Origin of the sequence: Streptomyces sp. 2323.1 (assembly GCF_900221035.1) — a bacterium.
Taxonomy (GTDB): Bacteria; Actinomycetota; Actinomycetes; order Streptomycetales; family Streptomycetaceae; genus Streptomyces; species Streptomyces sioyaensis.
Genome location: NZ_LT907981.1, coordinates 1,439,708 through 1,460,630, shown reverse-complemented (window position 1 = coordinate 1,460,630; position 20,923 = coordinate 1,439,708). Strand labels below are relative to the sequence as shown.

Here is a 20,923-nt window from a genome sequence, read left to right as displayed (position 1 = left end):
CCGAGTACGGCTACCGGTCCGATCCGACGGACGGCCCCTCAGCCGACCCCTCGACCGTGTCCTCGACTGGTCCCTCGGTTCCCACCACCGCCCGCACCTCGCCCACCAACCCCTCCGCTTCCCGCACCGAGCGCGCCAACTCCTCCTCCGTGCCGCCGAGTCGGGCGAGCAGCGCGCTGGCGCGGGCGCCGAAGCCGGGCGGCGTCTGCGGCAGCGCCGCGGCCGCCGCGAGGGCGCCCTTCTCGTTGAGACACCAGACGCGGTGGTGGGCGTGCAGCGCCTGCACGAGGTGGCCGACGGCCCGGGAGAGGCACAGCGACGCATGCAGCACGTCCCGGGACGGGGACGACTTGGCCGCCATCGCCGCCGAGAACCCCGCGTCCCAGACCGCGGCGCCGGTCAGCGCCGTGCGCAGGGCCTCCGGGTACTGCCGGGTCTGTTGCCGCAGACGGGCCAGTTCCCCGTCGGTGTCGGCGAGCACCCGGCCCAGCGCGGCCTCGCCCGGATAGGCGGGGGACCAGAAGCCGAGGGGGTGGCCGGCCTGGGCGCCGATCTCGAAGCGGCCCGCGCGGCACTCCTCCCACACCCGCCACACCCGGTCGGTATCCCGCAGGATCCAGTCCACATGGCGGCCGTCGGGCAGCACCAGCCAGGCGCCGCCGTTGACCCACGGGCCCCAGGCACCGGGTGCGTACACCTCGACGGGGCCGCCGGTCAGCTCCGCGGCCAGCGCCTCCAGCGCGGCCAGATCCGGCTCGCCGCGGTAATAGACGCCCAGATCCCAGTCGGAGTCCGCCCGGTGCGTCCCGCGGGCCCGGCTTCCCCCGAGCATCACCCCGACGACTCCCCGTACCTGTACGAGGCGGGCGGCGATGTCTTCCATGGCGGCAGGCTACGGGCGCCACGCGCCGGCGCTCACCTCATTTTCGGGGCTCCGGCAGCCCCGGACGGCGGCACCCCGTCCTCCAGTTCCGCCGGACCGCGGCCGTCCGCCAGGGCCTTCAGCGCGGCGCCGAGGCGCAGCGCCATCTCCCGGCTCACCAGCGTCTGGGCCTCGTCCCAGTGCACCAGGCGCCAGGACAGCAACTCCTCCTCCTGGAGCCGGATCGCCGCGAACCGGTCGGCGTCCAGCACCCCGCCGTCGTAGAGGTACGACACCAGCGGCGGCCGGTTCGTGCCGCGTACCCAGTCGACGGCGAGCAGTGCGCCCGGCTCGATGTCCAGACCGATCTCCTCGGCGGTCTCGCGGCGGGCGGCCTGGCGCGGCGATTCGCCCTGGTCCGACTCGACGGTGCCGCCCGGCAGGATCCAGGTGTCGCGGTAGTTGGGCTCCACCAGCAGGAGGCGGCCCTCCGCGTCGCGGAAGATGACCCCCGCGCCCGCGAGGACGCGGGGCAGGCCGGCGATGTAGGAGGCGTAGTCCATGGTCGTCACGGCGTGAGCCTACGGCTTGACCGGCGGTTCTTCGAGGGCGCGCCGCGGGCGCCCGGCGGCACCGCCCTCCGGTGTGCCCTGTTCGACGGGCGGCGCTCCGGATAAGGTCACAGCGGCGCGACTGCCAGTACGGAAGCAAGGGGAAACACGGTGGCGGACGCAGCAAGGACACCCTCAGCACATGTGCTGATCGCCGCGGACAAGTTCAAGGGCTCGCTCACGGCCGTCGAGGTCGCCGAGCACGTCACGGCCGGTCTGCGGCGCGTGCTCCCCGGTCTGGACGTGGCCGCCGTCCCGGTCGCGGACGGCGGCGACGGCACGGTCGCAGCCGCACTCGCGGCCGGCTTCACCCGGCACGAGGCCCAAGTCACCGGCCCGACCGGCACCCCCGTGACGGCCACCTTCGCCCTGCGTGGCGACGGCACGGCCGTGGTGGAGATGGCGGAGGCATCCGGGCTGCAGCACCTCCCCGACGGCGTCTTCGCGCCCCTGACGGCGAGCACGTACGGCACCGGTGAGCTGCTGCGCGCGGCGCTCGACGCGGGCGCGACGACGATCGTCTTCGGCGTCGGCGGCAGCGCCACGACCGATGGCGGCGCGGGGATGCTCGCGGCGCTGGGCGCGCGCCTCCTGGACGCGGACGGCGAGCCGGTCGCCCCCGGCGGCGGCCCGCTGCGCGAGCTGGCCACCGCCGATCTGTCCGGCCTGGACCCCCGGCTGGCCACGACCCGGATCGTGCTCGCCAGCGACGTCGACAACCCGCTCACCGGCCCGAAGGGCGCCCCGGCGGTCTACGGCCCGCAGAAGGGCGCGAGCGAGGCGGACGTGGCCACGCTGGACGCCGCACTGGCGCACTACGCCGAGGTGCTGGCACAGGCGGTCGGTCCGCGGGCCGCGGACGTGGCCCTGGCGCCCGGCGCGGGCGCCGCGGGCGGCATCGGCTACGGCGCGCTGGTCGCGCTGGACGCGGTGTTCCGGCCGGGCATCGAGGTGATGCTCGACGTCCTGGGCTTCGCCCCCGCACTGGCCCGGGCCACCTTCGTCATCACGGGCGAGGGCTCGCTCGACGCCCAGACGCTGCACGGCAAGGCGCCGGCCGGGGTCGCCGCGGCGGCCCGTGCGGCCGGCCTGGAGGTGGCCGCGGTCTGCGGCCGGCTCCAGCTGACGCCGGAGGCCCTGCAAGCGGCCGGCATCCGGCGCGCCTACGCCCTGACGGATCTGGAGCCCGATCCGGCCCGCTGTATGGCCGAGGCGGGGCCGCTGCTGGAGCGGGCGGCCGAGCGCCTGGCGCGCGATTTCCTGGTCTGAGGCCGCCGCCGCACATGCCGAGAGCCCCGGGCGAATGATTCGCCCGGGGCTCTGTGGGTGTGCGGAGTGCTCCCTTAGGGGAGCTGCGCGGCGCGCGATTCGGCGCGCGACTCGCGGCGGTTGTCGCGGAAGGTGTTCACCCTCCGGGCCGTCGCGAACAGCGGGATCATCGCGCCCATGACCACCTGCAGGGCGCAGCCGGTCTGCAGCAGCAGCTGACCGCCGGGGGCGTCCAGCGCCCAGGCCGCGAGCATGCCCATGCTGAGCACGATCCAGCTGAGCATCGCCACCGCGAGCCGGCCCCGCGGCTTGGGGTATTCGACCCGGCTCACCATCAGCCAGGCCACCCCGATGATCGCCAGCAGCGTCGGCAGGAACGGCAGCTCCAGCAGCACGATGGCGACGACGGTCAGGGCGCCGAACGGGCTCGGCATGCCCTGGAAGATGCCGTCACGCAGCGTGACGCAGGAGAACCGGGCAAGCCGGAGCACCACCGCCAGCAGCACCACGACCGCGGCGACCACCGACACCCGCTGGTGCGCGTCCTGGGCGACCATGCCCCAGGTCACGACGAAGTACGCGGGCGCCAGCCCGAAGCTGATCAGGTCGGAGAGGTTGTCGAGCTCGGCCCCCATCGCCGAGGCCCGGAGCTTGCGCGCCACCAGCCCGTCGAAGAGGTCGAAGACCGAGGCGAACAGCATCAGGATCACGGCCATCGCCGCGCTGTGCCGGGCCATCCCGCCGTCCTCGGTGCCCGTCAGATGCGGGATGAGCACCCCGGTGGTCGTGAAGTACACGGCCATGAAGCCGCAGATCGCGTTGCCGAGGGTGAGGGTGTCCGCTATTGACAGCCGCGTGGACAGCGGCATGTCGTCGTCCTCATCGGTCTCGGGCGCCCAGCCCGCCTGAGTCTCGGGATCAATCACGGTCAAGGCGAGTCACCCCCGCGGTGGTGGCCTGGCCGACCTCGACCGCAGCCTCGACGCCTTCCGGGAGGTAGACGTCCACGCGCGAGCCGAAGCGGATCAGACCGATCCGCTCGCCCTGTTCGACCTTGGTGCCCTCGGGCACGTAGGGGACGATGCGGCGGGCCACCGCGCCGGCGATCTGCACCATCTCGATGTCGCCGAGCTCGGTGTCGAAGTGCCACACGACCCGCTCGTTGTTCTCGCTCTCCTTGTTGAACGCCGGGACGAACCCGCCGGGGATGTGCTCCACGGACGTCACCGTGCCGGCCAGCGGCGCGCGGTTGACGTGGACGTTCAGCGGGCTCATGAAGATCGCGACGCGGGTGCGCCCGTCCTTCCACGGCATGATGCTCTGCACCACGCCGTCGGCCGGGGAGATGACCCGGCCCTGAGCGATCTCCCGCTCGGGGTCGCGGAAAAACCACAGCATGCCCGCCGCCAGTGCGGTGGTGGGCACGGCAACGGCGGCCCAGCGACCCGACCGGCGGGACCGGGCGAGGCTGATCGCTGCCGTGGCAACGGTCGGCAGGAGCCACGGCGACGCTCCGCGCGCGAGGCGGACGCGACCGCGTGGTGCAGAGGATTGGCTGTGGGGCATGGATGACCTTCGTAGCGGAGGATGCCGCGTAGGGATACGGGGGACGGCGGCTTTCCGTGGATGCTATCGGTTGCGAGCGGCAACTGGCCAAGAGCCAGAGCCAATCCGTGGCCGAAGAACCATGACGGGGTGTGATCTTCGTCTAGACCAAAGCACTCCAAACGGGACGTTCACCCCTGGATCCGGTACTCCTCGAGTAGCCGGCGACCAATGATCATTTTCTGGATCTCGGCGGTACCTTCACCGATCAGGAGCATCGGGGCCTCGCGGTAGAGGCGCTCGATCTCGTACTCCTTCGAGAAGCCGTAGCCGCCGTGGATACGGAACGCGTCTTCCACCACCTCCTTGCAGTACTCGGAGGCCAGGTACTTCGCCATGCCCGCCTCGAGGTCGTTTCGCTGCCCCGAGTCCTTTTTGCGAGCGGCGTTCACCATCATTGCATGGGCCGCTTCGACCTTTGTCGCCATTTCCGCCAGTTTGAACTGAATGGCCTGGTGCTGGGCGATCGGCTTGCCGAAGGTGTGTCGCTGCTGCGCGTACGAAACGCCCAGCTCGAACGCGCGCTGGGCGACACCGCATCCGCGCGCGGCCACATTGACCCGGCCGACCTCGACGCCGTCCATCATGTGATAGAAGCCACGTCCGCTCTCGCCGCCGAGCACCCGATCGGCCGGGATCCGCAGCCCGTCCATGATCAGCTCGGTGGTGTCGACGCCCTTGTAGCCCATCTTGTCGATCTTGCCCGGAATGGTGAGGCCCGGCCGCACCTCACCGAAGCCGGCCTCCTTCTCCACGAGGAAGGTCGTCATCGACTTGTGCGGGGCGGTGCCCTCCGGGTGACCCTCGTCCGTCCGGCACAGCACCGCGACCAGCGTCGAGGAACCGCCGTTGGTGAGCCACATCTTCTGGCCGTTCAGAACGTATTCGTCGCCGTCCCGCACGCCCTTGGAGGAAATGGCCGAAACGTCGGACCCCAGCGCCGGCTCCGACATCGAGAAGGCGCCCCGGATTTCGCCGGCCGCCATCTTCGGCAGGAAGTAGTCCTTCTGCTCCTGCGTGCCGTGCTGCTTGAGCATGTACGCCACGATGAAGTGCGTGTTGATGATGCCCGAGACGCTCATCCAGCCGCGGGCGATCTCCTCGACGGTCAGCGCGTAGGTGAGCAGGGACTCACCCAGACCGCCGTATTCCTCGGGAATCATCAGGCCGAACACGCCGAGTTCCTTCAGGCCCTCGACGATCTGCGTCGGGTACTCGTCGCGGTGTTCCAGCTCCGTGGCGACCGGCAGGATCTCCTTGTCCACGAAGTCGCGGACGGTGGAGAGGATTTCCCGCTGGATGTCGGTCAGGCCCTCGGTCTGCGCGAGACGGGTCATGGCTACTTCTCCTTCTTGGCCGTCGGGGCCTTAAGCTCCGGGCGGCCGGGCTGTTCGCCGCCGCGCTCCTTGATGTAGGTGGCGGTGGGGACCATGACCTTGCGCCGGAAGACGCAGATCAGGGTGCCGTCCTGCTTGTAGCCCTTGGTCTCGACGTACACGATGCCGCGGTCGGACTTGGACTTCGACGGCGTCTTGTCGAGCACCGTCGTCTCGCCGTAGATCGTGTCGCCGTGGAAGGTGGGCGCCACATGCTTCAGCGACTCGATCTCCAGGTTGGCGATGGCCTTTCCGGAGACATCGGGCACCGACATGCCCAGCAGCAGGGAGTAGATGTAATTGCCGACGACGACGTTCTTCTTGAAGTCGGTGGTCTGTTCCGCATAGTTGCTGTCCATGTGCAGCGGGTGGTGGTTCATGGTGAGCAGGCAGAAGAGGTGGTCGTCGTATTCGGTGACGGTTTTTCCGGGCCAGTGCTTGTACACATCGCCGACGGTGAACTCTTCATAGGTACGGCCGAACTGCATGGTGCTTATGCCTCCGGGGCCTCGAACTTGGACGTGCGGATCATGCCGGCGGCCCGGCCCTTGCCGGCGACGACCAGCGCCATCTTCCGGCTCGCCTCGTCGATCATCTCGTCGCCGAGCATCGCGGAACCCTTGGCTCCGCCCGCCTCCGAGGTGTGCCACTCGTAGGCGTCCAGGATCAGCTCGGCGTGGTCGTAGTCCTCCTGCGACGGGGAGAACACCTCGTTGGCGGCCTCGACCTGACCGGGGTGCAGCACCCACTTGCCGTCGAAGCCGAGGGCGGCGGCCCGGCCGGCGACCTCGCGATAGCCGTCAACGTTCTTGATCTGAAGGTAGGGTCCGTCGATCGCCTGCAGATCGTAGGTACGAGCCGCCATCAGAATGCGCATCAGAATGTAGTGATAGGCATCCGCCCCATAGCCGGGCGGCTGCTCGCCGACCACCAGGGACTTCATGTTGATCGACGCCATGAAGTCGGCCGGGCCGAAGACGATGGTCTCCATCCGGGGCGAGGCGCCGGCGATGTCGTCGACGTTCACCAGGCCCTTGGCGTTCTCGATCTGGGCCTCGATGCCGATCCTGCCGACCTCGAAGCCCATGGTCTTCTCGATCTGCGTCAGCAGCAGGTCCAGCGCCACGATCTGCTGGGCGTCCTGGACCTTCGGCAGCATGATGCAGTCGAGATTCGTCCCCGCACCCTCGACGACCGTGATGACGTCCCGGTACGTCCAGTGCGTGGTCCAGTCGTTGACCCGCACGACCCGCGTCTTGCCGGTCCAGTCGCCCTGGTTCAGCGCCTCGACGATGTGGTGCCGGGCGCCTTCCTTGGCGAGCGGCGCACAGGCGTCCTCCAGGTCCAGGAAGACCTGGTCGGCCGGGAGCCCCTGGGCCTTCTCCAGAAAGCGCGGATTGCTGCCCGGGACCGCGAGACAGGAGCGGCGCGGGCGGCCGCCGGGCGGGCGGTTCGCCTGGGTCATGCGGGGACCTCCAGAGGGTCGAGCCGGTTCGCTGTCCGGATCTCGTCGACGATACGGCCGATGATCTCCGTAATACCGAAGTCCTTGGGGGTGAAGACCGCCGCCACTCCGGCCTCCCGCAGTGCGGTTGCGTCGGCGGAGGGAATGATGCCGCCGACGATGACGGGTATGTCGTCCACGCCGGTGCGCCGCAGCCGCGCCAGCACGTCCGGCACCAGCTCGGCGTGCGAGCCGGACAGGATCGACAGCCCGACGCAGTGCACGTCCTCGGCGACCGCGGCCGAGACGATCTGCTCCGGGGTGAGCCGGATGCCCTGGTAGATCACCTCGAAGCCGGCGTCCCGGGCCCGTACGGCGATCTGCTCGGCGCCGTTGCTGTGCCCGTCCAGGCCGGGCTTGCCGACCAGCAGCCGCAGCTTGCCGCTGCCGAGTTCGGCGGCGGTCTTGGCGACCTTCTCGCGGACCGCGGCGAGCGGGCTGCCCTCCTCGGCGGCGACCGCCAGCGGGGCGCTGGAGACGCCCGTGGGGGCCCGGAACTCGCCGAAGACGTCCCGCAGCGCCCAGGCCCACTCGCCGGTCGTCACCCCGGCACGGGCACACTCCACGGTGGCCGCGAAGAGGTTGCCGTCACCGGCCGCGGTCTTCTTCAGGACCGACAGCGACTCCTGGGCGCGCGTCTCGTCGCGGTTGTCCCGCCAGTCGTGCAGCGCCTTGACGACCCGTGCCTCGTTGGCGGGGTCGACGGTCATGATGGCCGTGTCGAGATCGGCGGTGAGCGGGTTGGGCTCGGTGCCCTCGAAGCAGTTGACGCCGACGATCTTCTCCTCGCCGGCCTCGATCCGGGCCCGCCGCTCGGCGTGCGCGGAGACCAGCTGCGACTTGAGGTAGCCGGACTCCACGGCGGCCATCGCGCCGCCCATCTCCTGGATCCGCTCGATCTCGGCGAGGCAGTCGGTTACCAGGGCGTCCACCTTGGCCTCGATGACGTGCGAGCCGGCGAAGATGTCCTCGTACTCCAGCAGATCGCTCTCGTGCGCCAGGACCTGCTGGATGCGCAGCGACCACTGCTGGTCCCAGGGCCGCGGCAGCCCCAGCGCCTCGTTCCAGGCGGGGAGCTGCACGGCCCGGGCGCGGGCGTCCTTGGAGAGCGTGACGGCCAGCATCTCCAGCACGATCCGCTGGACGTTGTTCTCCGGCTGCGCCTCGGTCAGACCGAGCGAGTTGACCTGGACGCCGTAGCGGAACCGGCGTTGCTTCTCGTTCTCGATGCCGTAGCGCTCACGGGTGATCTTGTCCCAGATGCGGCCGAAGGCGCGCATCTTGCACATCTCCTCGACGAACCGGACCCCGGCGTTCACGAAGAACGAGATACGGGCCACGACATCGCCGAACTTCTCCGGCGGCACCTGCCCGGAGTCGCGCACCGCGTCCAGCACCGCGATGGCGGTGGACATCGCGTAGGCGATCTCCTGGACCGGCGTGGCGCCCGCCTCCTGCAGGTGGTAGCTGCAGATGTTGATCGGGTTCCACTTGGGGATGTGCGCCACCGTGTACGTGATCATGTCGGTGGTCAGCCGCAGCGAAGGCCCCGGCGGGAAGACGTGCGTCCCGCGCGAGAGGTACTCCTTGACGATGTCGTTCTGCGTCGTCCCCGACAGCTTGGAGATGTCGGCGCCCTGCTCCTCGGCGACCACCTCGTACAGCGCCAGCAGCCACATGGCCGTCGCGTTGATGGTCATCGAGGTGTTCATCTGGTCCAGGGGGATGTCCTGGAACAGCCGTCGCATGTCACCGAGGTGGGACACCGGGACCCCGACCCGGCCGACCTCGCCGCGGGCGAGGATGTGGTCGGGGTCGTATCCGGTCTGCGTCGGGAGGTCGAACGCGACCGACAGGCCGGTCTGGCCCTTGGCGAGATTGCGCCGGTACAGCTCGTTGGACGCCTCGGCGGTGGAGTGGCCGGCGTAGGTCCGCATCAGCCACGGACGATCCTTCTGACGCTCAGTCATATCAGGCCCGTATCCTCGTGGTTCCGACTGTCCGAGCCGGCTCAGACGTTCCGGAACCGGTTGATGGCGTCGAGGTGCTTGGCGCGCATTTCCTCGTCCCGCACGCCCATGCCCTCCTCGGGGGCCAGTGCCAGCACGCCGACCTTGCCCTGGTGGAGGTTGCGGTGCACGTCGTACGCCGCCTGCCCGGTCTCTTCGAGGGTGTACGTCTTCGACAGGGTCGGGTGGATCTTGCCCTTGGCGATCAGACGGTTGGCCTCCCACGCCTCGCGGTAGTTCGCGAAGTGCGAGCCCACGATCCGCTTGAGCGACATCCACAGGTAGCGGTTGTCGTACTCGTGGTGGTAGCCGGAGGTGGAGGCGCAGGTGACGATGGTGCCGCCCTTGCGCGTGACGTAGACGGAGGCGCCGAACGTCTCGCGGCCGGGGTGCTCGAAGACGATGTCCACGTCCTCGCCGCCGGTCAGCTCGCGGATCCGCTTGCCGAAGCGCTTCCACTCGCGCGGGTCCTGGTTGTGCTCGTCCTTCCAGAACTTGTAGCCCTCGGCGTTGCGGTCGATGATCGCCTCGGCGCCCATCTTCCGGCAGATCTCCGCCTTCTGGTCGGAGGAGACCACACAGATCGGGTTGGCACCGCCGGCCAGTGCGAACTGGGTGGCGTACGAGCCGAGTCCGCCGCTGGCGCCCCAGATCAGGACGTTGTCGCCCTGCTTCATCGCCGCGCCGTTCTGCGAGACGAGCTGGCGGTAGGCGGTGGAGTTGACCAGACCGGGCGACGCCGCCTCTTCCCAGCTCAGGTGCTGGGGCTTGGGCATCAGCTGGTTGGACTTGACCAGCGCGATCTCGGCCAGGCCGCCGAAGTTGGTCTCGAAGCCCCAGATGCGCTGCTCGGGGTCGAGCATGGTGTCGTTGTGGCCGTCGGAGGATTCCAGCTCCACGGACAGGCAGTGCGCGACGACTTCGTCGCCGGGGCCCCAGGCGTTGACGCCGGGGCCGGTGCGCAGGACGACGCCGGCCAGGTCGGAGCCGATGACGTGGTACGGCAGGTCGTGCCGCTTGGTGAGCGGGGAGAGCCTGCCGTAGCGCTCCAGGAATCCGAACGTCGACACCGGCTCAAAGATCGAGGTCCACACGGAGTTGTAGTTCACGGAGGAGGCCATGACGGCCACCAGCGCCTCGCCCGGGCCCAGCTCGGGCACCGGCACCTCGTCGACGTGCAGTGACTTGCGGGGGTCCTTCTCCCTGCTGTCGAGGCCGGCGAACATCTCGGCCTCGTCCTTGTGCACGGTCACCGCGCGGTAGGACTCGGGGATGGTCAGGCCGGCGAAGTCGGCGCTGGTGGTGTCAGGCGCGAGGATTGCGTCCAGGATTTCGTTCACGGGGTGCCTCCGGCGGTTGGGGCCTCCCCTGCTCGACCGAAGCGGAGAGCGTGGGGAACCGTTGAGGGAACGGCTTTGGGGGGAACGTCGGGGGTGGTGCGGAGGTGGTGCCGTCGGTTCGGCCGGGGGCGGCGCCGTGTCCGCCGCCTCTGCTGGGATTGCAGAGCCGTCGGCCGCGGTGCCTGGCAGCGCTGTGGTGAGCGCGGTGCCCAGCGGCTGCTGGGGGTGCCTGTGACGCAGGCGTCCGGGCGGGCAGCCACGTAGGGCTGGTGGGACAGCCGGCGCGCGTTGGTTCTCTGCGCGCCGGCCGCCCGGACAACTTCAAGGTATGACACCGCGTGCCAGTCGACAAGACACTGAGTGCCAAGAATTTCTCTCAGATGTCATCCGGACGGCACGCATGAGCAAAAGAAGGCCGATGAGGGGCCTGACGGTGACGCAGAGAAATGCCCGCAACGCACAGCGTGTGCGGGGTCGGGGTTAGACCATCCGTGTCGCGGCCCGGCCGGGCCACGGGCGCCGGGCCGCGATGTCCGTCCGATCCGGTCGGAGGACCGTTACTTCCGCTCGGTGAGCGCCTTGCGGATGGTGCGCATGACCTCGTCCAGCGGGGCGTCCGTACGCGCCACCGCCACCAGCACCTCGCCCTCCCGCGAGACGGACGCCGGGGGCTGCTCACCGCCGGTGCGGCCGGCGCCGATGCCGGCGCCGAAGGTCTCCCGGACGATCTCGAAGGCATGGTCGAGCTGGGCCTCGACATCGCCCTGGGCGTCGGCCCGCAGCCAGCGCCGCAGTACGTGGTTGTGCGCGGTGACCACGGCGGACGCGGCGACCTCGGCGAGCAGCGGGTCGTCATCGCCCTCGCGGTGTGCGCCCTCGTCGAAGTGGCCCAGCAGATAGCGGGTGAACAGCCGCTCGTAGCGGGCCACCGAGGCGATCTCCGCCTCCCGCAGGGTAGGGACCTCGCGGGTCAGGCGGTAGCGGGCCACCGACACGGCCGGGGAGGCCGCGTACATCCGCATGACCTCCTTGATGCCGCGGCAGACCGTGTCGAGGGGGTTCTCGTGCGGCGGAGCGGCGTCCAGGACGGCCTCCGCGCGGACGAGGGTGTCGTCGTGGTCGGGGAAGATCGCCTCTTCCTTGGAGCGGAAGTGGCGGAAGAAGGTGCGCCGGGCGACGCCCGCGGCGGCCGCGATCTCGTCGACCGTCGTCGCTTCGTAGCCCTTGGTCGCAAACAGCTCCATCGCCGCGGCCGACAATTCACGGCGCATTTTGAGCCGTTGCGCCGCCGCCCGGCGGGTGCCGGGAGTGACGGTGTCGGACGTGTCGGACGACTGCGGGCGAGCGGGCTGGGACATGTGGGGACGGTACTGCATATTTACGCGGCCTGCGGCATGAGGTGGTGCCTTCGCCCCGGTGAGCGGGGGTGGACCGCCGTCCGGTTCCAGCAGTCCACCCCACCCTCCCCCGGCGTCGCCGGGGTGCCGCCAGGCGTCACCGCCGGGCGTACTCACGGAAGCCGCGGCCGGTCTTGCGGCCGAGGCAGCCGGCCGCGACGAGGTGCTCCAGCAGCGGCGCCGGGGCCAGCCCGGGGTCGCGGAACTCGGCGTGCAGCACCTTCTCGATGGCCAGGGACACGTCCAGGCCGACCACGTCGAGGAGTTCGAACGGGCCCATCGGGTAGCCGCCGCCGAGCTTCATGGCGGCGTCGATGTCGTCCAGCGACGCGTAGTGCTCCTCGACCATCTTGATCGCGTTGTTCAGGTACGGGAACAGCAGCGCGTTCACGATGAATCCGGCCCGGTCGCCGCAGTCCACCGGGTGCTTGCGGACCTTGGCGCAGACCGCCCGCACGGTGGCGTGCACATCGTCCGCGGTCAGGACCGTGCGGACCACCTCGACCAGCTTCATGGCGGGCGCCGGGTTGAAGAAGTGCATCCCGATGACGTCCTCGGGGCGCGAGGTGGCGCGGGCGCAGGCCACGACCGGCAGCGAGGAGGTGGTGGTCGCCAGGATGGCGCCCGGCTTGCAGACCTTGTCCAGCGTGCGGAACAGCTCCTGCTTGACCGCCAGATCCTCGGCCACCGCCTCGACCGCCAGATCGACGTCCGCGAACGCCTCGAGCGCCCCGGCCGGGGTGATCGACGCCAGGGTGGTGTCCCGGGCCTCGGGGGTGAGCCGGCCCTTGTCCACGGAGCGGCCCAGCGACTTGGCGATCCTGGCCTTCGCCTTCTCCGCCTTCTCCAGGCTGCGGGCGGCCAGCACGACCTTGAAGCCCGCCTTGGCGAAGACCTCGGCGATACCGCTGGCCATCGTCCCGGAGCCGGCCACGCCGACGCTGCTGACCGTACGCCCGGCGGCGAGCTCATCGGCGGCCGCCGGGCTCTCCGCGTCCGGCACGGTGGTACCGCTGCCCGGGGCGTCGTACGTGTAGAAGCCGCGGCCCGCCTTGCGGCCGGTCAGCCCCGCCTCGGCCAGCTGGCCGAGGATCGGTGCCGGGGCGTGCAGCCGGTCCTGGGACTCGGCGTACATCGCCTCCAGGACGGTCCGGGCGGTGTCCACGCCGATCAGGTCGAGCAGGGCCAGCGGGCCCATGGGCAGGCCGCAGCCGAGCCGCATCGCGGCGTCGATGTCCTCGCGGGTGGCGTACCTGGCCTCGTACATCGCGGCGGCCTGGTTCAGATAGCCGAACAGCAGGCCGTCGGCGACGAAGCCGGGGCGGTCACCCACCGCGATCGGGTCCTTGCCCAGGTCACGGGCGAGCTCGGTGACGGCCGCGACCGCGGTCGGCGCGGTGAGGACCGAGGAGACCACCTCGACCAGCTTCATGGCCGGTGCGGGGTTGAAGAAGTGCACACCGAGCACCCGCTCGGGGCGCTGCGAGTCGGCGGCCAGCCGGGTCACGGAGAGCGCGTTGGTGCCGGTGGCGAGGATGGTGTCGGCCCGCACCACGGCGTCCAGCCCGGCGAAGACCTGCCGCTTGAGCTCGTAGTCCTCGGGCACGACCTCGATGACGAGATCGGCGTCCGCGGCCGCCTGCAGATCGGTGAAGGTGCGGAACCGGGCGAGGATGTCCTGCCGCTCCCGCTCCGTGATCCGCTCGCGGGCGACCGCACGGGCCGTGGCGGCTTCGAGGGTGGCGACGGCCTGCCGGGCGGCGGCTTCGTCGGTGTCGATGCCGATGACCTCGCGGCCGGCGCGGGTCAGGACCTCGGCGATACCGGTGCCCATGGTGCCCAGGCCGACGACGGCGATGGTGGAAAGGGACAAGGGGGAGGGGGGAGTTGAGAGATCAGGGGTGGACTGAGGGCCCATCGCGAGACTCCTGAGGGTGTTCCCCTGAGCGCAGGGGAGAAGTGACGACTGAGGGGTAGCCGCGCGGCCGCGGTGCCCTGGCCATACGCCGCGGCAGGCAGGCGGCGGTGTGCCGCGAGGAGCCACGGCGCTGCGGGCAGCGCCGGCGGTGGGGGAGCTGCGGCGGGCCCTGTCCCGGGGCCGTGCCGTGCGCTCCGTGCTGTTGTCGTGCTGTGCCGAACCGACTTCACTCTGTGGCGGCTGCGTCACCAGGCCGCCCGAGCAGGGGTGCTGCTCGTTCCAGCAGGTTAACCGGTGAGTAACCCGAGCGCCAGGGGTGGCGCGGGTCATTAGTCTGTGGTGCAGGTCACGCCGCGAGAACCGGGGCGGACCGGCGGGAGGGGAGCGGCAAATGGAAGACGAATTCCACGAGTTGACGGACCGGGTGCGGGCCGAACTCCGCTCCCCACAGGATCTGATCGCCTACGAACGGTTGCTGGGGCTGGCCCGCAAGAACAGCCCGGCCGGACGCGAGGAACTGGCCCGGATGCTGGTCGCCGTGGAGCGTCCGCTGTGGGCCAGGGAGATCGCCGCGTTCATCCTTGGCTGCGCCGGCGACAAGCGGGCCTTCGAGACGCTGGTGCTGTTACTGAACTACCGCGACCCGGTGCGCTGCGCCACCGCTGCCTACGCCCTGGCCCGGCTCGGCGACCCCCGTACCGCCCGCGCCGCGGCCGCGCTGGCCACCAACCCGCTGCGCACCGCCTATGCGCTGCACCCGGTCCGGCTGCTCGCCGAACTCCGGGCGCCGCAGTCCGTCCCCGCGCTGATCGCGACCCTGGAGCGGCTGCTGACCCCGCACAACCCCTACTGGCGGGTGGCGCTCGCCTGTGTCGAGGGCCTGGGCGCGCTGGGCGACCGGCGCGCCGTCCCCGCCCTCACCGCCGCCGTCGCCCATCCGCGGCTGGCGGCCGCCGCCGCGGCGTCGCTCGCGCGGCTGGGGGTGCATGAGGATGCGGTGGCGGAGGACGGGGCCGAGGCGGCGGGTGGGCCGGGCGACGGGCAGGACGACGGGTCGCACGGGAGCGCAGGCCGCGGAGCGGGCCGGGCCCCCGGCGCGGAGCGGGGCGCGGGGCCGGGTGGCGGTGAGGGGCTTCCCCACTAGCCGGCCGCCGGGCCCGGCCGTCGTGCGAGGCCGGGGGCCCGGCGAGCCCGTCCCGCGACACAAGGACGCCGGGCCGCTCCGGCCGCCGGATGTCAGTGCCGGGGTCTATAAGTGGTGACCATGACCCCAACGCCGCTGCACTGGAAACTCGTCGTCGACGCCCACGACCCGCACGCCCAGGCCGACTTCTGGGCGGAAGCGCTCCACTACGAGGTCGAGGACCACAGCGCCCTCATCGGCAAGCTCCTCGGCCTCGGCACCATCCCGCCCGAGATCCTCCTCGACCACCACGGCCGGCGCGCCTGGCGGGATGCGGCGGCCGTACGCCACCCCGACGACCCGTACGACACGGAGAGCGGCACGGGACGGGGGCGCCGGCTGCTCTTCAACCGCGTCCCGCAGTCGGAGAAGAAGACGGCCAAGAACCGCCTGCACCTCGACCTGCACGGCCCCGCGGGCGAGCGGGACACCGAGGTCGAACGCCTCCGCGCCCTCGGCGCCCGGGTGGAGGGCCAGGTCAAGGAACCGGGCGCCGAGTGGGTGGTCATGACGGACCCGGAGGGCAATGAGTTCTGCGTGCACTAGGCGACTGGGGTCCGCCTGCCCGGGACTGCCGCTATCGGCCTGCGTCGTCCCCAGCTCACGGGCGCGCGCCTGCGGCACGCGGTCGGAGAGGCCCGGCCCTACCCGCCCCCAAGGACCAGCGACCGCCGGTAGCGCAGCTCCGGGACGCTGACGCCGCCCACCTCGTACGCCTCCTCGGCGCCGTCCGGTACGAAACCGGCCCGCTCGTAGAAGCGCTGGGCGCGGGTGTTGCCGCGTACCACCCACAGGTACAGCGTGTGGAAGCCGTGCGCCCGGGCGCGGGCGGTGCCGGCGGACATCAGGGCGCGTCCGATGCCGGTGCCGATCAGGCCGGGGGCCACGTAGATGGCGAGCAGTTCGCCCGCGGTCGGCCGGGGCGCGGGCAACTCCTCGGCTCCCGGGGCGATATCGGGGTCGCGGGCCGGACCGACGCACGCCCAGCCGACGACCTCGCCGTCCCGCTCGGCCACCAGGTCCGACACCTCCGGGGACCGGCGCCCGAACCACGACCGCCGCCGCTCGGCGTCCGCCGCCACGCTCATCGCGTCCAGGTACGCCTGTGGCATCAGCCCGCGGTAGGCCGCCTGCCAGCCGTGGACCCGCACCGCGGAGACGGCGTCGACATCGGCCTCGGTCATCTCCCGTATCCGTACGGGGTGCGGCGGCTGCGCGGGGGCGCGCTCAGAAGTCCTCTCGGTCCCATCCATGCCGGAGAGGTTAGGGGGCACGTCAAGGGGGTTTCCGAGTCAGAGCAGGGTCAACTGGGTCGGTTCCGCGGGGTGGTGGGAGGCCTCGTCGCCGGGGCTTCCGGCCGGTCCGGGAGTGGTGTCCGGTGGCGGGAGCCGGCGGGCCTCGCCGGGGCGGGCGGGGCCGATGCCGTACTCCGCGGCGAGTTCATGGACCTGACGGGTGATCCGGCGCTGGTACCACTTCGGGGCGTAGGCGCCGTCCGCGTACATCGTCACGTAGCGCCGCACCAGATGCGGGTGGTGGCGCCCCAGCCAGGCCATGAACCACTCGCGGGCGCCGGGCCGCAGATGCAGCACGAGCGGGGTCACGGAGCCGGCGCCGGCCTCCGCGACGGCGCGCACCGTGGCCCGCAGCTGCTCGGGGGAGTCCCCGAGGAACGGGATTACCGGCGCCATCAGCACCCCGCAGGGGATGCCGTGCGCGGTGAGGGTGCGGACCACCTCCAGGCGGCGCTCCGGGGCGGGGGTGCCGGGCTCGACCGTGCGCCACAGCTCGCGGTCGAGGAAGCCGACGGAGACGGAGATGCCGATGTCGGTGACCGCGGCGGCCTGCTGGAGCAGCGTCAGGTCCCGGAGGATCAGCGTGCCCTTGGTGAGGATCGAGAAGGGGTTGGCGTGGTCGCGCAGCGCCGTGAGGATGCCGGGCATCAGGCCGTAGCGGCCTTCCGCGCGCTGATAACAATCGACGTTGGTGCCCATCGCTATGTGGTCGCCGCGCCAGCGGCGGGCGGCCAGCTCGCGGCGCAGCAGCGCCGGGGCGTTGACCTTCACCACGATCTGGGAGTCGAAGCCCTGCCCGGTGTCCAGGTCGAGATAGCTGTGCGTCTTGCGTGCGAAGCAGTACACGCAGGCATGGCTGCAGCCGCGGTACGGATTCACGGTCCATTCGAACGGCATCCGGGAGGCGCCCGGGACGCGGTTCACGATCGAGCGGGCGTGCACCTCGTGGAAGGTGATCCCACGGAATTCGGGGGTGTCGACCGTCCGGCTCACGACGTCCGCACCGAACAGGGCGGACGGGCTTTCGCCGAGATTGTCCCAGCGCATCGGGCCTCCTTCTGGATCCTGTCGATCCCCCCGGGGCAACAATAGAACAAACGTTCCCATGCTGTGTGTCAACCCTGGATTTGGGCGGGTCACCCAGGGGTGGTTGGCTTGGCGGTGCACCGCAGGGCGGTCAGCCGAACTACCGGAGGGAAACGCACATGGGGCAGGTCGAGGCCACGACGCAGCGCGAGATCGCGGCGGACCCGGAGGACGTGTTCGACGCGCTCGCCGACTACAGCGGCACGCGTCAGAAGCTGCTGCCCGAGCACTTCAGCGAGTACGAGGTCCGCGAGGGCGGCGACGGCAAGGGCACCCTCGTCCACTGGAAGCTCCAGGCCACGAGCAAGCGGGTGCGGGACTGCCTGCTGGAGGTCGACGAGCCGACCGAGGGCCAGCTCGTGGAGAAGGACCGCAATTCTTCGATGGTGACCACCTGGGTCGTCACCCCGGCCGGTGAGAAGCGCAGCAAGGTCGTCGTCACCACCACCTGGACGGGCGCCGGCGGTATCGGCGGATTCTTCGAGAAGACCTTCGCGCCCAAGGGGCTCGGCCGGATCTACGACGCGCTCCTCGCCAAGCTCGCCCACGAGACGGAGAAGTGATCGGTCCGGTCACGCCGTCACCTCGCGCGCCTGCCGTCACACTCACCGGTTCGGGTGGTTTCCGGTGAGTCGACGTGTGCGGCCCGCCGGATCGCCTCCTTGCGGAAAGCCCAGATGGGAGCCCAAGAGGCGCGCCGCGCACCGTACTTGACGTCCGTTCCCGCCCTGCACGCACCCATTCGCCGCGCTTGATCGGTGTTGTCGCCCAATGCGAGAAATTGGGCGGCAACAGGCGTGACGAGGGGAGCAGCACGTGGGCGGGACCACCCTGGGCGAACGGGTCGAGCGGACCGGTCCGCCCGCAACGGGCACCACAGCGGGCACCACGGCGCCTCCGGCGCGGCCGGCCGTGCACCACCGACCCGGCGGCCCCGGCCTCAGCCTCGACCCTGGCCCCGGCCCCGGCGCGGTGGTGCCGCCCGGCCCCCGCCGCCTCCGCCTGGTCCTCCTCGGCCTGCTGCCGGCGCTGCTGCTCGCGGCCCTCGCCCCGACCGTCGTCGTCCCCGCGCTCCCGGAGATCGCCGGCGAGCTGCACGGCCCGGACACGATGTCCTGGCCGGTGACGTCCTGCCTCCTCGCCGCCACCCTCGCACTGCCCCTCTTCGGCAGGCTCGGTGACGCCTTCGGCCGCAAGCCCGCCCTCCTCCTCGCCCTCCTCCTCTTCACCGCCGGCTCGGCGCTGGCCGGCTGGTCACGGACGATGGACGAACTCGCCCTCTTCCGGGCCGTCCAGGGCGCCGGCAGCGGTGGGATCGTGATCGGCATCCAGGCGCTCGTCGCCGAGGTCGTACGGCCCCGGGCCCGCGCTCGCTCCATGGGCCTGATCGGCGCGGCCCTCGGGCTCGCCTCGGTGGCCGGGCCGCTGATCGGCGGCCTCTGCACCGACCGTGCCTCCTGGCGTTGGTGCTTCGCCCTCAACGTCCCGTTCGGTGTGCTGGCACTGCTGCTGACCGCCTTCGTACTGAAGCTGCCCCGACCGGCCCGCCGCGCCAAGCCGGACCTCGCCGGAGCGCTGCTGCTCGCCGCCTTCGCCACCTGTCTGGTCCTGCTGACCAGGTGGGGCGGCACCGCGTACGCCTGGGACTCGCGGGTCGTGCTCGGCCTCGGCGCCGGCGCGCTCGGCACCGCCCTGCTGTTCGTCGCCGTCGAGCACTTCGCCGCCGAACCGCTGCTCCCGCTGCGGCGGTTCCGCGACCCGGCCTTTTACGTCACCGGTCTGATCGGAGCCGCCGTCGGCCTCGCGCTCTTCGGGGCGGCCAGCTATCTGCCGGTCTTTGTGCAGAGCGCCGAGGGTGCCACCGCGTCCGGGCTGCTGATGCTGCCCCTGACGGGCGGCATCGTCCTCGCCTCCCTCGTCTCCGGCCGGCTCCTCCGCCGCACCGGGCACCGCCGGGTCTTCGCGGTCCTGGGCTGCGCGGTGGCCGCAGTAGGGATGTGGCTGCTCTCGCGGATGCCGGAGGACACCCCGCGCGAGGTCTCCAGCCTCTGGACGGGCCTCCTCGGCGTCGGCCTCGGCTGCGTCCTGCCGGTGCTGGTGCGCGCCGTGCGGAACCCCGTACGCAACGCCGGCCTCGGCACCGCCACCCGCACCACCCGCACCACCCACACCACCCGCTCCGTCCGGCAGCTCGGCGGCAGCGTCGGCCCGGCCCTCTTCGCCACTCTCGTGGCCGACCGGCTGGCCCGCCGGCTCGGCGACCGGCTGCCGCGGCCGGCCCCGCCGCCCGCTCCGGAGTCGATCACCCCGCTCCTGGTGCGGGCGCTGCCCGCCTCGCTGCGCGACAGCTATGCCGCCGCGTCCGCGCACGTCCTGCCGGGGCTCTTCTGCTACCTCGTGCCGGTCCTCGTCCTGGGCCCTGTGCTCGCCTTCTTCCTGAAAGAGAAACCCCTGGTGTCCCACGCCCCGCATGCTCCGCAGGCCTCCACCACCCCGCAGGCGCCGTACGGTGACCCGGCCGACCCCGCCGCCGTACCGCAGGCACGTACCGCGACGGCCACCGATGCCGTCAACTCCCGTGATTCCGGGCCTGCTTACCCCCGTGCGCATCGGCACACCGCAGGGCCGCCCGCCCCGGCCGGCGTCCCGGTCTGCGGCACCGTCCAGCACCACGACGGCAGCATCGTGCCGCGCGCCGCGCTGACCCTCATCGATGTCGCCGGCCGGCAGATCGGCCGCGGTGCCACCGGCGAGGACGGCCGGTACGCGCTGAGCACGCCGGGCGCCGGCTCCTATGTGCTGATCGCGGCGGCGGGCGGGCACCAGCCGCAGGCCGTCACCGTCACCGTCGGCGAGCGACCGGTCGAGCTGGACGTCGTGCTCGGCGGCGCGGGGCGTCTCGCGGGCACCGTGACCACCGCCGACGGCACTCCCGTACGCGATGCCATGGTCACCCTCACCGATGTCCGCGGTGAGGTGGTCGCCACCACCCGCAGCGGGCGCGAAGGCGGCTATGTCATCGGGGATTTGGTGGCCGGCGAGTACACCCTGGCCTCCAGTGCGCCGGCCTTCCGGCCGGCCGCCCTGCCGGTGACCGTCCAGGCGTCCCGGGAGACCCGCCAGGACATCGAGCTGGCCGGCGGCGCGGTGCTGCGCGGGACCGTACGGGCCGGCGGCGGGCGGACCGTCGAGGACGCCAGGGTCACGCTGCTGGATGCCGCCGGCAATGTCGTCGACACCGCGATCACCGGCTCCGACGGGCTGTTCCGCTTCGTGGACCTGTCGGCCGGTGAGTACACCGTCATCGCCGCCGGATACCCGCCGGTGGCCACCGTCCTGCAGGTGGCGGGCGGCGGCCGCACCGAACGCGATCTCCAGCTGGGGCACGAGGACTGAGCCGGTCGCGCGGCGGCCCGGTGTGCGCGGTGCACGGGCCCGCCCGCGGCGCGCACACCGGCCGCCGCACCG

At 71.5% G+C, this 20,923-nt stretch carries 18 protein-coding genes; 5 read left to right on the top strand and 13 right to left on the bottom strand.

Features of this window, described 5'->3' with window-relative positions:
* Nucleotides 1-10: 10 nt before the first annotated feature.
* Nucleotides 11-883: a DUF4037 domain-containing protein gene (locus tag CPH93_RS05670; RefSeq protein WP_096212157.1), complete on the bottom strand. Its 873-nt coding sequence runs from the start codon at nucleotides 881-883 to the stop codon at nucleotides 11-13.
* A 32-nt stretch (nucleotides 884-915) separates the two neighbouring features.
* On the bottom strand, nucleotides 916-1,425 hold the full coding sequence (locus CPH93_RS05665) for an NUDIX domain-containing protein (RefSeq protein WP_173909953.1): 510 nt from the start codon (nucleotides 1,423-1,425) through the stop codon (nucleotides 916-918).
* A 192-nt stretch (nucleotides 1,426-1,617) separates the two neighbouring features.
* Here CPH93_RS05665 and CPH93_RS05660 point away from each other — a divergent pair, with 192 nt between their 5' ends.
* Nucleotides 1,618-2,742, top strand: coding sequence for a glycerate kinase (locus CPH93_RS05660; RefSeq protein ID WP_096212155.1), 1,125 nt, complete (start codon nucleotides 1,618-1,620; stop codon nucleotides 2,740-2,742).
* A gap of 74 nt (nucleotides 2,743-2,816) precedes the next feature.
* On the opposite strand, the gene pssA is transcribed toward CPH93_RS05660, so the two are convergent.
* From pssA to CPH93_RS05615, 9 genes are all read right to left on the bottom strand, one after another.
* Nucleotides 2,817-3,674, bottom strand: coding sequence for a CDP-diacylglycerol--serine O-phosphatidyltransferase (gene pssA, locus CPH93_RS05655; protein WP_173909726.1), 858 nt, complete (start codon nucleotides 3,672-3,674; stop codon nucleotides 2,817-2,819).
* Nucleotides 3,661-4,308: a phosphatidylserine decarboxylase gene (locus tag CPH93_RS05650; RefSeq protein ID WP_093486458.1), complete on the bottom strand. Its 648-nt coding sequence runs from the start codon at nucleotides 4,306-4,308 to the stop codon at nucleotides 3,661-3,663. The genes pssA and CPH93_RS05650 overlap by 14 nt, the downstream gene beginning before the upstream one ends.
* A 170-nt stretch (nucleotides 4,309-4,478) precedes the next feature.
* Nucleotides 4,479-5,684: an acyl-CoA dehydrogenase family protein gene (locus tag CPH93_RS05645; protein ID WP_006602154.1), complete on the bottom strand. Its 1,206-nt coding sequence runs from the start codon at nucleotides 5,682-5,684 to the stop codon at nucleotides 4,479-4,481.
* A 2-nt stretch (nucleotides 5,685-5,686) separates the two neighbouring features.
* The gene (locus tag CPH93_RS05640) at nucleotides 5,687-6,211 is read right to left on the bottom strand and encodes a MaoC family dehydratase (RefSeq protein ID WP_093486460.1); all 525 of its coding nucleotides are present in this window, start codon (nucleotides 6,209-6,211) and stop codon (nucleotides 5,687-5,689) included.
* 5 nt (nucleotides 6,212-6,216) lie between these two features.
* Nucleotides 6,217-7,188, bottom strand: a complete 972-nt coding sequence (locus CPH93_RS05635; protein ID WP_093486462.1) for an HpcH/HpaI aldolase/citrate lyase family protein — start codon at nucleotides 7,186-7,188, stop codon at nucleotides 6,217-6,219.
* Nucleotides 7,185-9,197, bottom strand: coding sequence for a protein meaA (locus CPH93_RS05630; protein ID WP_093486464.1), 2,013 nt, complete (start codon nucleotides 9,195-9,197; stop codon nucleotides 7,185-7,187). Before CPH93_RS05630 ends, CPH93_RS05635 begins: the two co-directional genes overlap by 4 nt.
* Nucleotides 9,198-9,238: 41 nt before the next feature.
* Nucleotides 9,239-10,576, bottom strand: a complete 1,338-nt coding sequence (gene ccrA / locus CPH93_RS05625) for a crotonyl-CoA carboxylase/reductase (protein WP_096212154.1) — start codon at nucleotides 10,574-10,576, stop codon at nucleotides 9,239-9,241.
* 557 nt (nucleotides 10,577-11,133) lie between these two features.
* Complete coding sequence (locus CPH93_RS05620; protein ID WP_096215322.1) at nucleotides 11,134-11,934, bottom strand: TetR family transcriptional regulator; 801 nt, start codon at nucleotides 11,932-11,934, stop codon at nucleotides 11,134-11,136.
* 136 nt (nucleotides 11,935-12,070) lie between these two features.
* Complete coding sequence (locus tag CPH93_RS05615) at nucleotides 12,071-13,891, bottom strand: 3-hydroxyacyl-CoA dehydrogenase family protein (protein WP_096212153.1); 1,821 nt, start codon at nucleotides 13,889-13,891, stop codon at nucleotides 12,071-12,073.
* 391 nt (nucleotides 13,892-14,282) lie between these two features.
* Here CPH93_RS05615 and CPH93_RS05610 point away from each other — a divergent pair, with 391 nt between their 5' ends.
* Together CPH93_RS05610 and CPH93_RS05605 are read left to right on the top strand one after the other, a co-directional pair.
* Nucleotides 14,283-15,035 carry a HEAT repeat domain-containing protein gene (locus CPH93_RS05610; RefSeq protein ID WP_096212152.1) on the top strand — a complete coding sequence of 251 codons (753 nt, stop codon included), beginning with the start codon at nucleotides 14,283-14,285 and terminating at the stop codon, nucleotides 15,033-15,035.
* Between the two features lie 120 nt (nucleotides 15,036-15,155).
* A complete protein-coding gene (locus CPH93_RS05605) occupies nucleotides 15,156-15,620 on the top strand; it encodes a VOC family protein (protein WP_096215321.1) in 465 nt (154 codons plus the stop codon).
* Between the two features lie 98 nt (nucleotides 15,621-15,718).
* On the opposite strand, the gene CPH93_RS05600 is transcribed toward CPH93_RS05605, so the two are convergent.
* Both CPH93_RS05600 and CPH93_RS05595 read right to left on the bottom strand, forming a co-directional pair.
* Nucleotides 15,719-16,258: a GNAT family N-acetyltransferase gene (locus CPH93_RS05600; RefSeq protein WP_096212151.1), complete on the bottom strand. Its 540-nt coding sequence runs from the start codon at nucleotides 16,256-16,258 to the stop codon at nucleotides 15,719-15,721.
* Between the two features lie 108 nt (nucleotides 16,259-16,366).
* Complete coding sequence (locus tag CPH93_RS05595) at nucleotides 16,367-17,416, bottom strand: Rv2578c family radical SAM protein (protein WP_096212150.1); 1,050 nt, start codon at nucleotides 17,414-17,416, stop codon at nucleotides 16,367-16,369.
* A gap of 158 nt (nucleotides 17,417-17,574) precedes the next feature.
* Between CPH93_RS05595 and CPH93_RS05590 the strand changes: the two genes are divergently transcribed.
* On the top strand, nucleotides 17,575-18,018 hold the full coding sequence (locus CPH93_RS05590) for an SRPBCC family protein (RefSeq protein ID WP_093486478.1): 444 nt from the start codon (nucleotides 17,575-17,577) through the stop codon (nucleotides 18,016-18,018).
* A gap of 253 nt (nucleotides 18,019-18,271) precedes the next feature.
* The gene (locus tag CPH93_RS05585) at nucleotides 18,272-20,851 is read left to right on the top strand and encodes an MFS transporter (RefSeq protein ID WP_096212149.1); all 2,580 of its coding nucleotides are present in this window, start codon (nucleotides 18,272-18,274) and stop codon (nucleotides 20,849-20,851) included.
* Nucleotides 20,852-20,923 lie beyond the last annotated feature (72 nt).

What these genes read in the sequence shown, in the direction of transcription:
- CPH93_RS05610 (WP_096212152.1), top strand. Translation starts at nt 14,283, where the DNA reads ATGGAAGACGAATTCCACGAGTTGACGGACCGGGTGCGGGCCGAACTC.
- CPH93_RS05670 (WP_096212157.1), bottom strand. Translation starts at nt 883, where the DNA reads ATGGAAGACATCGCCGCCCGCCTCGTACAGGTACGGGGAGTCGTCGGG.
- CPH93_RS05620 (WP_096215322.1), bottom strand. Translation starts at nt 11,934, where the DNA reads ATGTCCCAGCCCGCTCGCCCGCAGTCGTCCGACACGTCCGACACCGTC.
- CPH93_RS05630 (WP_093486464.1), bottom strand. Translation starts at nt 9,197, where the DNA reads ATGACTGAGCGTCAGAAGGATCGTCCGTGGCTGATGCGGACCTACGCC.
- CPH93_RS05650 (WP_093486458.1), bottom strand. Translation starts at nt 4,308, where the DNA reads ATGCCCCACAGCCAATCCTCTGCACCACGCGGTCGCGTCCGCCTCGCG.
- CPH93_RS05635 (WP_093486462.1), bottom strand. Translation starts at nt 7,188, where the DNA reads ATGACCCAGGCGAACCGCCCGCCCGGCGGCCGCCCGCGCCGCTCCTGT.
- CPH93_RS05645 (WP_006602154.1), bottom strand. Translation starts at nt 5,684, where the DNA reads ATGACCCGTCTCGCGCAGACCGAGGGCCTGACCGACATCCAGCGGGAA.
- CPH93_RS05595 (WP_096212150.1), bottom strand. Translation starts at nt 17,416, where the DNA reads ATGCGCTGGGACAATCTCGGCGAAAGCCCGTCCGCCCTGTTCGGTGCG.
- CPH93_RS05615 (WP_096212153.1), bottom strand. Translation starts at nt 13,891, where the DNA reads ATGGGCCCTCAGTCCACCCCTGATCTCTCAACTCCCCCCTCCCCCTTG.
- CPH93_RS05600 (WP_096212151.1), bottom strand. Translation starts at nt 16,258, where the DNA reads ATGACCGAGGCCGATGTCGACGCCGTCTCCGCGGTGCGGGTCCACGGC.
- CPH93_RS05665 (WP_173909953.1), bottom strand. Translation starts at nt 1,425, where the DNA reads ATGGACTACGCCTCCTACATCGCCGGCCTGCCCCGCGTCCTCGCGGGC.
- CPH93_RS05590 (WP_093486478.1), top strand. Translation starts at nt 17,575, where the DNA reads ATGGGGCAGGTCGAGGCCACGACGCAGCGCGAGATCGCGGCGGACCCG.
- CPH93_RS05605 (WP_096215321.1), top strand. Translation starts at nt 15,156, where the DNA reads ATGACCCCAACGCCGCTGCACTGGAAACTCGTCGTCGACGCCCACGAC.
- CPH93_RS05640 (WP_093486460.1), bottom strand. Translation starts at nt 6,211, where the DNA reads ATGCAGTTCGGCCGTACCTATGAAGAGTTCACCGTCGGCGATGTGTAC.